Below are 14,045 nucleotides of genomic sequence, written 5' to 3'. Positions count from 1 at the left end.
TGCATAAAAAAAGCGCCTTGCACGGTGAAGTGCAAGGCGCTTTCCAGACAAGCTAATTCACGACGTCAAATTAGAACTTGTAGTTGCCGGTGATGTAGAACGAACGCATCATTGGATCGGCGTAGCGTGGGTCGAAACCGACTTGGTGGCCTGACGAAGAACGCAGCGACAGCGGCGGTGCACGGTCGAACAGGTTTTTGATGCCTGCGCGGATCGTGGTTTGCTTGTCAAAGGCGAAACGCGCTTGCCAGTCGAACGTGGTGTACGACGGAACTTGCAGGCGGAAATCCTTCACTTCTTTTGCGGCTGCTACGTCGTACACGGTAGCGGCTGCATCGGTGTAGCCGTTACGGTAGTTGACCGTTACCGTGTTGCTCAGGCGGCCCGTATCGAGGGTTGTCGTCAGCTTCATCAGGTTGCGGAACGTGACTTCGTTGGTGTCGCCGAAGAAGTCCATGTTGCTGGTGAACACGTTGTTGCTGCCTGCCTTGGTGTAGTTGGCGTGCAACATGTGCGTACCGCTCAGTTGGGCGGTCAGCTTGCCGAAGTCAAACTTGTGGTTGGCCGACAGATCCCAGTCGATACCACGGTATTCCTTCTTGCCGATGTTGACCGACAGTTTCTTGAACGCGTAGTAGGGATTGCCGGTCGATGGTTCGATATATTGCGTGAAGCTCGTCGCGTACTTGACTGGATCGGCAAATGCCTGCGCTTCGGTGATTTCCGATACGGCATTGCGCAGTTTCACGTCCCACAGGTCGGCGCCGAACGAGAAGGCCGCGCTAGGCTCGACACGGAAGCCCAGGGTGAACTGTTTCGATTTTTCCGATTGCAGCTCAGGATTGCCTTCCGACATGGCGTTGTATTGCGTTGCTTCCGCGCGGCACAGTGCCGTACCTGGGTAAGGGCAATCAAATTTCTTGGCAGTAAAGCCTGCAGTGACCAATGGCTGTGCCAGATCCAGCATGCTTGGCGCCTTGAAGCCCGTGCCGTAGGAACCGCGGATCAGCACGGTTTGTACCGGCTGCCAGCGTGCCGATACCTTGTAGGTATTGGCGCTGTCTTTTTTGCCGACAGTTTTGCTGTTCAGCTTGTCATCGATCGCCTTGACGGCATCGTAACGGCCGCCAACGGTCATTTCGAACGACTTGGTCAGCGGTGCCAGCAACTCGACGAAGGCGCCATAGGTATCGCGGCTCAAGTCGTAGGCAGGCGAGGTGTTGAAGTTGTAGATATCCTTCGACGTGCCGTTGCTGTCTGGCGACTGCTCATAGCGGTAGGTGCGGTAATCGCCACCGATACCCAGGCTGGCCTTGCCGCCTGGCAAGGAGAACAGTTCACGCGAACCGTGCGTGTCGATGCCGCGCATGGTGGTCGACGCGGTACGGATCGAACCGATGAACTGCGCGCCAGCGATTTGCGACTGCACGGATGGCTTTTGCGTTGTTGCAAACGGATTGAAATCCGGATTGGCCAGAATGTCCTTGAAGCCCTGATTTGTCGCGTAACCGCTCGTGTAGCGCTCGTCGATCGAGTTTTGCGACCAGGTCAGGCCGCTTTCGAAGTTCCAAGCGCCCAGTTCACCTTCCACGCCCAGCACCATGTGCTTGGTTTCGGTGATGGTGTTGCTGGCGCGCAGGCCAAAGTCCGTCGTACGGTAGTTGGCGGTGACCGACTTGACGTCGGCACGTTGCGCTGGCGTCAGGTAGGGCGACACATAGGTGTTGTACAGCGCGCTGTCCTTGGCGATCGAAATCGGAATCGGATTGGCGGCGATACGCGCGGTCAGGTCGAAGCGCGAGTAGGCGACTTCGGCGAACGCGTTCAGGTTGTCGTTCAGCTTGTAGGTACCCTTGGTGAACAGGCTGTCGCGTTTCGATTGCGGCACGATTTCCACCGTGGAACCGGTGTCGAAACCGCAAGCGCGGGCATTGCTGGTGGTGAGGTCGAAACCGTCAGGGCACGTTTTGTTGTTTTGCAGATAATATGGTGTGAAGGCGGTCGATACGCTGTCCTTCGTTTTGTAGGCTACGGTGGCGCCAGCCGGTGCCGCCGAGGTGCTGGTGCGGTCCCAGATGTAGTTCTTGCCGCCGCGGGCGAATTTCAGGTACGAGCTATCGGCGAACGTACGGTCGGTAGCGCGCAGTTTCGATTGCTCGTCGTGGCGGTACGACACCAGCACGTTGAAGCGGTCTTCGTCCAGGTCGCCGAAACCGTAGGTGACGCTGGTGTTCCAGGCGTTGCCGCCCTTGTCTTCCGGACCGCCGTAGGTGGCTTCCAGGGTGGCGCCTTGCTGGTTTTTCTTCAGGATGAAGTTGACTACGCCGGCGATGGCGTCCGAGCCGTACAGGGCCGAAGCGCCGTCGGTCAGGACTTCGACGCGCTCAACTGCGCTCATCGGAATGGCGTTCAGGTTGACCGTGGTGCCGGAGCCTTGTGGCGCGATGCGGCGGCCATTCAGCAGTACCAGGGTGTAGGTCTCGCCGATACCGTGCAGCGATGCGCTGGTATTGCCGCCCGAATTCGAGCCAGCGGCGACCGCGCCGATGGTAAAGCCTTGCATGGCGGGCAGGGCCTGGATCAGGTCGGCTACGGAAGTGGCGCCCGATTTGGCGATCGCTTCTTGCGTCAGGCGCTGCACAGGCAGTGCGCCTTCGACGGCGATACGCTTGATACTCGAACCGGTAATTTCAACTTTTTGAATTGCTTCGTCAGCCATGGATTGGCCAGAGAACAACACGCTACCTGCCAGGACGGTCAGGGCCAGGCGTACGCTGCGCACGCCGATTTTTTCTTTAAATGCCATTGTAACAATTACTCCGTAGTAGTTTTAATAACGACAAGCGGTACACGAGCACGTATCAAGCCATCGGATAGATGACCAGGGTGCTCGTGTACGGTAGGCGGAACCACGTCGGTGGGAAGTGGAAGACTACTTAGCGCAATATTGTTATAAATGCACTTATGACTTGTCGAGGCAAACATTATGTCGTCTCAGCAAGAAAAAATGCACATCAACCGTGTCGGATTTGGCAATAAATTATGGATACAGAAGAATATTTAACTCAATTGTTAAATTGCAGTTTTATATTTAATAATGCCGATGTTTTTAAAAATGATAGATGGTGTTTTTTTACAACATAAAATTATTGTATTGGCAATTTGATGTTTTACCTATAATAATTTGATGAAATCTGTTGTATTGCTGAATTTATGAAAGGCGAAAAAACGTAAAAAAAGCCCGTTGAAAACGGGCTTGTCGAATTGTGACAGGATGTCAGTCAGACCGTTTTTCAGTCTGCTTTTTGCATCCTGCCTGCCATCGTCTTACAAGGGCTGGAACACGCCGGCGGCGCGGTTCTTTTGCACATTGTCCCAGGCGAAGATCTGGCCATTCATGGCCACATACACGCCCGCTGGCAAGGTTTGCGCCACGCCGCAGGCAAAGCCCAGGTTGAACAGAGCATCGGAATTGTCGATCTCATAGGGAATCATGGCGCCCGTCAAAATCACCGTTTGCTGCAGGTTCGCCGCGCCCAGCACTTGCGCCGTTTCGCGCATGGTGTCGGTGCCGTGGATGATGACGATGGCTTTTTCCTGTGCCGCGCGGCACGAGGCCAGCACGCGCTGGCGGTCCGCATCCTGCATGTCGAGCGAGTCCAGCAGGGGCAGTTGCTCCAGGGCCACGGGTGCCGTCATGCGCGCGCGGGCAATCGCTGCCGGCAAATGACTGTCGGAAAAGCCCAGAGTACCGTTCAATTCGTTGTAGTGTTTGTCGAAAGTGCCGCCAGTGGCGAGTATGCGCAAAGTCATGATGTGGTCACGATGTCAGTGGAGAATGACGCGCATGATAGCGTGGATTGTGCGCCTTGCGTGAATGGCGGGCCCGTTGCGGGCCGTTGCAGATCGCCTCTGGAAAATTTGGCCATCTCTGAGTACACTGGTTTCTTTGTTTGCCTGCCACCCTGACTCCGTATGAAAGCGCTCGCTCCCGGTACCGTCATTTTTCACCGCCACCGCGGCTATGGCGTCATCACGTCCGTCAATTTGCTGACGGGCTGGATCGCCGCCCGTTTCGGCAGCGAAGCGCGCACCCTGGACTTGAACCTGTCGACCGACGATGTGCAGTTTGCCGATGGCGAAGCGATCCTGTTTCGCCGCGCGCCGCCCGACCGCATGCCGCATGCGCGCTTGATGGCCATGGTGCGCGAGCTGCACCAGGCCGGCTATCAAAAACTGTATCTGTATTCCTGGCCCAAGCCGTCGGGCCTGCACTGGCGCTGGCATTTGTTTACGGGGCCGCGCGACTGGATGCAGCGGCCCTGGCGCGAAGGCTGGTATGGCTCGGGCGCCGATTACAACGTCAACCCCGTGATGGGCTGGGGCGATACGCCCGGCGCCTCTACCGGCGAGTTGATCGATGCGCTGGCGCGTTTCGACCCGCAGGGGCTGGCGCAGGCGCTGGGGCGCGACGACGACCATAGCGCGTGGTTTGGCCGCGTCTGCGACGCCTTGTTGCCCAATTACATGTACAGCCTGGACATGCAGCGCACCCCGGGCGAGCCCTTGCAAGACATGCCGCCCGTGCCGGTGGTCGCCGTGCGCGCCGGCGTGGCGCCGTACGAGGGGCCGGACATCGCCTGGCCGCCCGGCTGGGCCGGCCTGTGGCGCGGCCGGCACGTGCTGCCGGCGCCCGCCATCCGCATCACCGGCGAGCCTGACCTTATCAAGGGGTTTCAGCGCTCCTGAGGGGCTTGCCGCGCGTGCTGCAACACCTCGGGATTGAGCAGGCGCGTGCATTGATTCTGCGCAAAATCGACGATGTTTTGCAGGGCGTAGCGGAAGTACAGCTCATAGCTGTCACGCTCGACGTAGCCCAGGTGTGGCGTGGCCAACACGTTCGGCAGCAGCAGCAATGGCGCGCCTGGCGCCAGCGGCTCGTCCGTAAACACGTCCAGCGCGGCCGCGCCTGGGCGCCCCTGCTGCAGCGCCGCTTCCAGCGCGCCCTCGGCCACCAGCTCGGCGCGGCTGGTGTTGACGAACAGGGACGTCGGCTTCATGCGCGCCAGGTCGTCGCTTGTTACCAGGCCGCGCGTCGTCTCGGACAGGCGCAGGTGCAGGGTCAATACGTCGGCCTGTTCAAAGAAGGCTACACGCGACTCTGCCGCCGTGTCGCCAGCGGCCACGGCCGCCGCGCGGCTCGCTTCGCTGCCCCACACGAGGATGGTCATGCCGAAGGCGCGGCCATAGCCGGCGATCAATTGACCGATCTTGCCGTAGCCCCAGATCGCCAGGGTGCGCCCTTTCAATACCGTCCCCAGCGTATTGCGCGCCGGCTCGATTGCTGACGTTTGCCACAGCCCTTCCTGCAAATGTTGCGCATACGGCACGATCTTGCGCTGCGCAGCCATGATCAGCGCCCACGTCAGTTCGGCCGGCGCCGTGGGCGAGCCGATACCTTCCGCGATGGCGATGCCCAGCTCCGTGGCGGCCGGCACATCGATGTGGCCGCTGACCTTGCCCGTTTGCGAAATCAGTTTCAGGTTCGGCAGTTTCGACAGCAAGGCGCGGTTGAAACTGCTGCGTTCGCGGATCAGCACCAGGGCGTCGAACGGCGCCAGGCGGATGGCCAGCTGGCCCAGTCCCCGCGCCGTATTGCTGAACACTTTGACCTCGTGGCCAGCGAGCAATGGGAAACAATCGAGGCCGCGCACGGCATCCTGGTAATCATCGAGTATGGCAATTTTCATGGTGGATGGCCGATTTTAGTAAGAATTTGGTAGGGAAATAACAGGATACGGGAAATGCGGAATAGCCTACTACATTAGTCAAGCTATGCTCCTACATTTTTGCGAGAATAGCTGATTGGCGGGTGTACAATCGCCGGCACTTTTGAAGCTTCCTGAGTATAGTTATAGCGCAAACTGTTCCCGCAGCCTGGGTGCATGATCCAGGTAAACGACACCAGAGCCCTGCTCGCGTGAAGACGCCGCCTGCAGTGAGCCGCAGCCACCTCTCAACGATGCTGCCTGTCTTGCCGGAATGACCAGAATTTCTTTTATTGGTATTGGAGGTAATATGAATCAGCCCGTCATGGGTGGCGTCGCCGCACTCAACGTCCCAGCTTATATTAAACAACAGAAACTGATCAACTGGGTGGCCGACATTGCCGCGCTGACCAAGCCGGAGCGCATCTACTGGTGCGATGGTTCGCAAGAAGAGTACGAGCGCCTGTGTGCCGAAATGGTTGCCAGCGGCACCATGAAAAAACTCAACGCGGAAAAACGCCCGAATTCCTACCTGGCCTGCTCCGACCCGAGCGACGTGGCCCGCGTCGAAGACCGCACGTATATCTGCTCGGCAACGAAAGAAGCGGCGGGCCCGACGAATAACTGGACCGAGCCTGGCGAGATGCGCCACACCTTGAACGGCCTGTTCGATGGCTGCATGCGCGGTCGTACCATGTATGTCGTGCCATTCTCGATGGGCCCGCTGGGTTCGCCCATCGCGCACATCGGCGTGGAACTGTCCGATTCGCCGTATGTCGCCGTCAACATGAAGATCATGACCCGTATGGGCCGTGCCGTGTACGACGTGCTGGGCACCGACGGCGCCTTCGTGCCGTGCGTGCACAGCGTGGGCGCACCGCTGGCTGCCGGCCAAGCCGACGTGAAATGGCCATGCAACAGCACCAAGTACATCGTGCATTTCCCGGAAACGCGCGAAATCTGGTCTTTCGGTTCGGGCTACGGCGGCAACGCTTTGCTGGGCAAGAAATGTTTCGCCCTGCGCATCGCCTCGAACATGGGCTATCAGGAAGCGCAAGCATCGGACAACAATCCGGGCTGGCTGGCCGAACACATGCTGATCCTCGGCGTGGAATCGCCGGAAGGCAAGAAGCATTACGTGGCGGCAGCCTTCCCATCGGCTTGCGGCAAGACCAACTTCGCCATGCTGATCCCGCCGGCAAGTTTTAACGGCTGGAAAGTGACCACCATCGGCGACGATATCGCCTGGATCAAGCCGGGCGTCGATGGCCGTTTGTACGCCATCAACCCGGAAGCGGGTTATTTTGGCGTGGCGCCGGGCACTAACGAAAAAACCAATTACAACTGCATGGCGTCCATGCGCGACAACACGATCTTCACCAACGTGGCGCTGACGGACGATGGCGATGTCTGGTGGGAAGGTTTGACGAAAGAAGCACCAAGCCACCTGATCGACTGGCAGGGCAAGGACTGGACGCCGGCATCCGGCACCAAGGCGGCGCACCCGAACGCGCGCTTCACGGTGGCGGCTACGCAAAACCCGGTGATCGATGCTGCCTGGGACGATCCGGCCGGCGTGCCGATCTCGGCCTTCATCTTTGGTGGCCGCCGCTCGACCACCGTGCCGCTGGTAACGGAAGCGCGCAACTGGGTCGAAGGCGTCTACATGGCCGCCACCATGGGCTCGGAAACGACGGCCGCGGCCGTGGGCCAGATGGGCGTCGTGCGCCGCGATCCATTTGCCATGTTGCCGTTTATCGGCTATAACATGAGCGATTATTTCCAGCACTGGCTGGACATGGGCGTCAAGGTGGGCAAAGTCAACCCCGCCGCCCTGCCGAAGATCTATTGCGTCAACTGGTTCCGTACGGACGACGCGGGCAAATTCGTCTGGCCTGGCTTTGGCGACAACATGCGCGTGTTGAAATGGATGTTGGAACGCATCGAAGGCAAGGCGGGCGGCGTGGAAAATCTGTTTGGCACGACGCCGCAGTATGGCGACCTGAACTGGGATGGCTTGCCATTCACGCAAGAACAGTTCGACACCATCACGTCGATCGACAAGGCGGCGTGGGTGGAAGAATTGAAATTGCATACGGAATTGTTTGAAAAACTCGCGTATCATCTGCCGCAAGAATTGGCAGATAACAAGGCTGCGCTGGAAAAGCGGCTGAGTGCATAAAGTTTAGTAGTGGGGGGAGAAACACGTCGGCGAAGACTGGCGTGCGATAAATGACACGCCGGCAATGACTGGGGTGCTAGCAAAAAGAGAAACGGCGCGGATTGCATGAGCAATCCGCGCCGTTTTTTATTGCGCTGCCGTCGTTACTGCTTCAGCAGCGGCCCCAGGTACTTGCCCGTCACGCTGGCCGGGTTCATGGCCACGTCTTCCGGCGTGCCCGTGGCGATGATCTGCCCGCCGCCGGCGCCACCTTCGGGGCCCAGGTCGACGATCCAGTCGGCCGTCTTGATGACGTCCAAGTTGTGCTCGATGATGACGAGGGTGTTGCCCTGGTCGCGCAGGCGGTGTATGACTTTCAGCAGCAAATCGATGTCGTGGAAGTGCAAGCCCGTGGTCGGCTCATCGAGGATGTACAGGGTGCGGCCCGTGTCGCGCTTGGACAATTCCAGCGACAGTTTGACGCGCTGCGCCTCGCCGCCCGACAAGGTGGTGGCACTCTGGCCCAGCTTGATGTAGCCCAGGCCCACATCGAGCAGGGTTTGCAGCTTGCGCGCGATCAAGGGGACGGGTTTGAAGAATTCATGCGCCTCCTCCACCGTCATGCCCAGCACTTCCGTGATGTTCTTTCCCTTGTAGTGCACTTCCAGGGTTTCGCGGTTGTAGCGCTTGCCGTGGCACACGTCGCATGGCACGTAGACGTCGGGCAAGAAATGCATCTCGACCTTGATCACGCCATCGCCTTGGCACGCTTCGCAGCGTCCACCCTTCACGTTGAACGAGAAGCGGCCCGCGCTGTAGCCGCGTTCCTTGGCTGTCGGCACCGTGGAGAACAGATCGCGGATCGGCGTAAACAAGCCCGTGTAGGTGGCGGGATTGGAGCGCGGCGTGCGGCCGATCGGTGCCTGGTCGACGGAAATGACCTTGTCGAAGTGCTCCAGGCCGCTGATCGATTCGTGCGGCGCCGGTTCCGTCTGCGAACCGTACAGATGGCGCGACAGGGCTGGATACAGGGTATCGTTGACCAGCGACGATTTGCCCGAACCGGATACGCCCGTCACGCACGTCATCAAACCCACCGGCAAGTTCAGCGAAACCTTTTTCAGGTTGTTGCCCGTCGCGCCAGTAATGACCAGCTGCTTTTCCGGATTGCTGGCGTGGCGCTTGGCGGGCACGGCGATCTTCAGCTTGCCATTCAGGTATTGCGCCGTCAGCGATTTCTTGTTTTTGAGAATGTCTTGCAGGGTGCCTTCGGCGATGATTTCGCCGCCGTGCACACCTGCGCCGATGCCCATGTCGACGATGTAGTCGGCCGTGCGGATGGCGTCTTCGTCATGCTCGACCACCAGCACGCTGTTACCGATGTCGCGCAAGTGTTTTAACGTTTCGATCAGGCGGTCATTATCGCGCTGGTGCAAGCCGATTGACGGCTCATCGAGCACATACATGACGCCCGTCAAACCGGAGCCGATTTGCGACGCCAGGCGGATGCGCTGTGCTTCGCCGCCGGAGAGCGTGTCGGCGCTGCGGTCCAGCGACAGGTAATCGAGGCCCACATTGTTGAGGAATTTCAGGCGCGAAATGATTTCCTTGACCACGCGGTCGGCGATCTCTTTCTTGGCGCCCGTCAGTTTCAGTTTTTCAAAGAATTCCAGCGTTTCGCGCAGCGGTTTTGCCGCCACTTCATAGATGGCGCGCTGCTGCTTGCCCGTGCCGACCTTGACGAAGCGCGCTTCCACGCGCAGGCGCGCGCCATCGCATGACGGACAGCATTTTTCATTGATGAACTTGGCCAGTTCTTCCTTGACTGCCATCGAGTCCGTCTCGCGGTAGCGGCGCTGCAGATTGTTGACCACGCCTTCAAACGTGTGTTCCTTGATGACGGTGCGGCCCCGTTCGTTGACATAAGTAAACGGGATTACTTGCTTGCCGGAACCGTACAACACGGCTTGCTGGGCATTCAGTGCGAGCTGCTCGAACGGCATGTCCAGGTCGAACTCGTAATACGCGGCCAGGTTCGACAGCATCTGGAAGTAAAACTGGTTGCGGCGGTCCCAGCCCTTGACGGCGCCCGACGCCAGCGACAGGTTCGGGAACGCGACGATGCGTTTCGGGTCAAAGAATTCAATGTGTCCCAGGCCGTCGCATTCGGGGCAGGCGCCCATGGGGTTGTTGAACGAGAACAGACGCGGTTCCAGTTCCTGCAGGGAATAGCCACACACATTGCAGGCGAACTTGTTGGAGTACACGTGTTCCTGGGCGGTATCCATTTCATAGGCAATGGCGCGGCCATCGGCCAGGCGCAGGGCTGTCTCGAAACTTTCCGCCAGGCGTTGCTTGATTTCCTGGTTCACCTTGATGCGGTCGATGACGACGTCGATCGTGTGTTTTTCTGTTTTCTTTAATTTCGGCAGGTCATCGACTTCATAGATCTTGGCCGCATGCGTGCCGCTCTGCACGCGAAAACGCACGAAACCCTGCGCCTGCATCTGCTCGAACAGGTCGACATGCTCGCCCTTGCGGTTGGCGACGACGGGCGCGAGGATCATCAGCTTGGTGTCTTCCGGCATGGCCAGCACGGCATCGACCATTTGCGATACGGACTGGGCGGCCAGCGCGTTTTCCGGGTGATCGGGGCAGTAGGGCGTGCCGACACGCGCGTACAGCAGGCGCAAATAATCGTGGATTTCCGTCACGGTGCCCACCGTTGAGCGCGGGTTGTGCGACGTTGCCTTCTGTTCGATGGAGATGGCGGGCGATAAGCCCTCGATCAGGTCGACGTCGGGCTTTTCCATCAATTGCAGGAACTGGCGCGCATAGGCCGACAGCGACTCGACATAGCGGCGCTGGCCTTCCGCGTACAAGGTGTCGAAGGCCAGCGAAGACTTGCCGGAGCCGGACAAGCCGGTAATCACGATCAGCTTATTGCGCGGCAAATCGAGATTGATATTCTTGAGGTTATGCGTGCGAGCGCCGCGAATGCGGATCTGTTCCATGTGATTGCCTTGCTTTCAGTGAGTGGTGCGGCCGGCGCATTGTGCCTGGGTGCAGATGAGGAGCCACAACGGGTCAACCTGTAACTATAGCCGGGTTTTGCTCTGCATGCCTGGGGCGTCCATGGGCGGATTGCGCCGCCGGGCGAACGTGCCCCGACAAAGTTTGATACAGATGCGTGCCGACGTTTAAACACTGTATATAATACCAGTATTCAAGTTTCTTGTTTTCCCTTGCCGTGAAAAAAACGTGCTGCCGCACGGTAGCTGGCGTCCGTTAGAAAGCGGGTGCTTTGCGCCGCGTGGTCGCTTATAATCCTCGTTTAGTACACTAAACTAACGCGCGGGACACCGGCTCCCGCTGCAGTTCATCAGGAGTTATTCATGGCATCAGTCAACAAAGTCATCATCGTCGGCAATCTGGGCCGTGACCCGGAAATCCGCTACATGCCTAGCGGCGACGCGATCGCCAATATCGCCGTGGCCACTTCGTACAAATCGAAGGACCGCAACACGGGCGAACAAAAAGAATTGACAGAGTGGCACCGTATCTCGTTCTTCGGCCGCCTGGCGGAAATCGTCGGCCAATACCTGAAAAAAGGCTCGTCCGTCTACGTCGAAGGCCGTCTGCAAACCCGTAAATACACGGACAAGGACGGCGTCGAGAAGTACGCAACCGACATCATCGCGGAACAGATGCAAATGCTGGGAGGTCGCTCCGGCATGGGCGGCGACGCCGGCGGTGGCGATGACAGCTACGGCGGTGGTGGTGGTGGCTACGACGCCCCGGCGCCGCGCCAGGCACCCGCTCCGCGTCCAGCCCCGGCACCGGCGCCACGCCCGGCACCGAAGCCAGCACCGAACTTCTCGGATATGGATGACGATATTCCATTTTAAATCTGCCGTTCTGACGCTTGCCGTCTGGCACTGTCGATAAAAAGCCTGCTTCATTCGTGAAGCAGGCTTTTTTTGTAGGCACGGGCTGTAGACGGCAATCCGGGGCGCATCGTCCCATTTCACAGCAAGAAACGGATGGCGGCGCTGTCCGGATGCTGGTCTGATGGTGGTTTTGACGACGCCGGAGCACAGCATGGATTTTCGCATTGCGGGGCTAGCGCCCGAGCCTTTTCTGCCCTTTTTTTCCTTATCCGATGCCGAGTTAACGGCGCTCGGCATGCGACGCTGTGTGGTCGACCAAGATCCCGGATTTCCTGACCGTATAACGCTGGTGGATGCCGAGTTGGGCGAGACCGTGTTGTTGTTGAACCATGTCTGCCAGCCCGCCATGACGCCCTACCGGGCTTCCCACGCCATTTTTGTCCGTGAGGGCGCTACACAAGCGTACGATGCCATCAATCAAGTGCCTGAATCGATGCGGCGGCGTCTATTGTCGCTGCGCGCCTATGCTGCCGATGGCATGATGCTCGATGCGGAAGTGGTGGACGGCACCGCTGTAGAGGCCGTCATTGCACAACTATTTGGCCATGCGGACGTCAGTTATATTCACGTCCACAATGCCAAGCGGGGCTGTTATGCGGCCCGCATCGACCGCGTTGGCCGCTCCCTTGCCTAATCGCGCAAGCCGATATCGAGTGTGTACACCGCCACCGCATTCCTGCGCGCCGCGTTGCGCATCAAATACACTTGCACCGTGTACTCGCCATCGGCCGGCAGTTTCGCCTGGTAACTGTTGCCGCTGGTCGAGCCGATGAACAGGGCTTCATCCTGGCCTGGCTGGCGGATGTTGAAGTAATTCGATGATCGATTGGTCTTGAGCTTGACGCTGAGGGTCTGGCCGGCTTTGCCAGTCACCGTGTATTCGGCCGTGGCGTAGCCCTTGATCTTGCCTTTCACGCTGTGCGTTTTCTTGTCTGCCGTCAATTCGACGTTTTCCTTGTGGACAGGATCAGCGCTCCAGGCCGGCGTGGCAAAGACGAGTGCCGCCAGCAGCAGGCTGGCGCAGATGGGCAGTGGACGACGCAGCATATGAAATTTCCTTTGAACGTGGATAAAAACCAGGCGATGGCGATGCTGCCCATCTTACGCCAGTGGCTGCCAGGCGCCTGTACGGCAGCGCGCGCAGGGCCAGTTCGAGGACGGTTTTTTCCACCTTTCTTGACCCAGGTACTTTTTTGGGGTGCGCACGTTTCAAGATGCGGCCAAATGCCGATTTCAGGTAGGCTGAAGCGTCTCTACGCTGCGGAACCGGCCGCGGGCGCTGCTGCGCCGGACCGGTTTTTTGCTGCTCTTCTTCCCTTTACTGAAAGGAACGCAAATGGGTATTTCCGGAAAAGTCGCACTGGTCACGGGTGCCGCGCAAGGTATAGGTAAGGCTATCGCCTTGCGCCTGGCCAAGGACGGCGCCGATATCGCGCTGGTGGATTTGAACCAGGACAAGCTGGACCTTGCCGCCGCCGAGGTGCGCGCGCTGGGGCGCCGCGCCGTCACCTTCATTGCCGACGTGGCGCAGCTCGATCAGGTGAGCGCCGCAGTGGCGTTTGCCGAGCAGGAACTGGGCGGCTTCGACATCATCGTCAACAATGCCGGCATCGCGCAAGTGCAGCCGCTGCTCGACGTGACGCCGGCCGAGGTCGACCGCATCATGCGCATCAATGTGCAAGGGACGCTGTGGGGCATCCAGGCAGCTGCCAAGAAGTTCAAGGCGCGCCAGCAGAAGGGCAAGATCATCAATGCATGTTCCATCGCTGGGCATGACGGCTTCGCCCTGCTGGGTGTGTATTCGGCCACCAAGTTTGCCGTGCGCGCGCTGACGCAGGCGGCGGCCAAGGAATTGGCGGCCGACGGCATCACCGTCAACGCGTATTGCCCCGGCGTTGTCGGTACCGACATGTGGGTCGAGATCGACAAGCGCATGGCCGAACTGACTGGCGCCGAGCTGGGCGCGACGTACAAGAAATACGTGGACGGCATCGCGCTGGGACGTGCCGAGACGCCGGAAGACGTGGCGGGGCTGGTCTCCTTCCTGGCGGGGCCGGACTCGGACTACATGACGGGCCAGGCTCCGCTGATCGATGGTGGACTCGTGTATCGTTAAAACACTGATGGCATAAAAAACAGGCCACGCTGTCGGTGACGGCGTGGCCT

General features: G+C 59.2%; 10 protein-coding genes. 5 read left to right on the top strand and 5 right to left on the bottom strand.

Features of this window, described 5'->3' with window-relative positions; translation table 11 throughout:
• Positions 1–70 precede the first annotated feature (70 nt).
• Together ACQ4WL_RS20275 and ACQ4WL_RS20270 are read right to left on the bottom strand one after the other, a co-directional pair.
• Positions 71–2,806, bottom strand: coding sequence for a TonB-dependent receptor (locus ACQ4WL_RS20275; protein WP_436511355.1), 2,736 nt, complete (start codon positions 2,804–2,806; stop codon positions 71–73).
• A 521-nt stretch (positions 2,807–3,327) separates the two neighbouring features.
• Positions 3,328–3,813, bottom strand: a complete 486-nt coding sequence (locus ACQ4WL_RS20270) for an asparaginase domain-containing protein (RefSeq protein WP_034781194.1) — start codon at positions 3,811–3,813, stop codon at positions 3,328–3,330.
• Positions 3,814–3,975: 162 nt separating this feature from the next.
• On the opposite strand from ACQ4WL_RS20270, the gene ACQ4WL_RS20265 reads away from it, so the two are divergent.
• Positions 3,976–4,749, top strand: a complete 774-nt coding sequence (locus ACQ4WL_RS20265) for an L-asparaginase (protein ID WP_436511354.1) — start codon at positions 3,976–3,978, stop codon at positions 4,747–4,749.
• Here ACQ4WL_RS20265 and ACQ4WL_RS20260 read toward each other — a convergent pair.
• Positions 4,737–5,750 (bottom strand): D-2-hydroxyacid dehydrogenase family protein, encoded by a 1,014-nt coding sequence (locus ACQ4WL_RS20260; protein WP_436511353.1) that lies wholly within the window; start codon positions 5,748–5,750, stop codon positions 4,737–4,739. The two genes, ACQ4WL_RS20265 and ACQ4WL_RS20260, sit on opposite strands and share 13 nt — an antisense overlap.
• A 328-nt stretch (positions 5,751–6,078) precedes the next feature.
• On the opposite strand from ACQ4WL_RS20260, the gene ACQ4WL_RS20255 reads away from it, so the two are divergent.
• The gene (locus ACQ4WL_RS20255; protein ID WP_436511352.1) at positions 6,079–7,950 is read left to right on the top strand and encodes a phosphoenolpyruvate carboxykinase (GTP); all 1,872 of its coding nucleotides are present in this window, start codon (positions 6,079–6,081) and stop codon (positions 7,948–7,950) included.
• Between the two features lie 143 nt (positions 7,951–8,093).
• On the opposite strand, the gene uvrA is transcribed toward ACQ4WL_RS20255, so the two are convergent.
• Positions 8,094–10,943, bottom strand: coding sequence for an excinuclease ABC subunit UvrA (gene uvrA, locus ACQ4WL_RS20250; protein WP_436511351.1), 2,850 nt, complete (start codon positions 10,941–10,943; stop codon positions 8,094–8,096).
• Positions 10,944–11,324: 381 nt separating this feature from the next.
• On the opposite strand from uvrA, the gene ssb reads away from it, so the two are divergent.
• Both ssb and ACQ4WL_RS20240 read left to right on the top strand, forming a co-directional pair.
• Entirely contained in the window at positions 11,325–11,837 is a 513-nt protein-coding gene (gene ssb / locus ACQ4WL_RS20245) for a single-stranded DNA-binding protein (RefSeq protein ID WP_058050329.1), read from the top strand.
• 193 nt (positions 11,838–12,030) lie between these two features.
• On the top strand, positions 12,031–12,513 hold the full coding sequence (locus tag ACQ4WL_RS20240; protein WP_436511350.1) for a DUF1203 domain-containing protein: 483 nt from the start codon (positions 12,031–12,033) through the stop codon (positions 12,511–12,513).
• Here the strand turns inward: ACQ4WL_RS20240 and ACQ4WL_RS20235 are convergent.
• Positions 12,510–12,926: a hypothetical protein gene (locus tag ACQ4WL_RS20235; RefSeq protein ID WP_436511349.1), complete on the bottom strand. Its 417-nt coding sequence runs from the start codon at positions 12,924–12,926 to the stop codon at positions 12,510–12,512. The genes ACQ4WL_RS20240 and ACQ4WL_RS20235 overlap by 4 nt on opposite strands.
• A gap of 289 nt (positions 12,927–13,215) precedes the next feature.
• Here ACQ4WL_RS20235 and ACQ4WL_RS20230 point away from each other — a divergent pair, with 289 nt between their 5' ends.
• Positions 13,216–13,995, top strand: coding sequence for an acetoin reductase (locus ACQ4WL_RS20230; protein ID WP_436511348.1), 780 nt, complete (start codon positions 13,216–13,218; stop codon positions 13,993–13,995).
• Positions 13,996–14,045 lie beyond the last annotated feature (50 nt).

The sequence above is a fragment of the Janthinobacterium kochi genome (genome assembly GCF_051380715.1).
Taxonomy (GTDB): Bacteria; Pseudomonadota; Gammaproteobacteria; order Burkholderiales; family Burkholderiaceae_D; genus Janthinobacterium.
The sequence above is the reverse complement of the archived record's forward strand: the minus strand, read 5'-3'. Positions and strand labels throughout refer to the sequence as shown.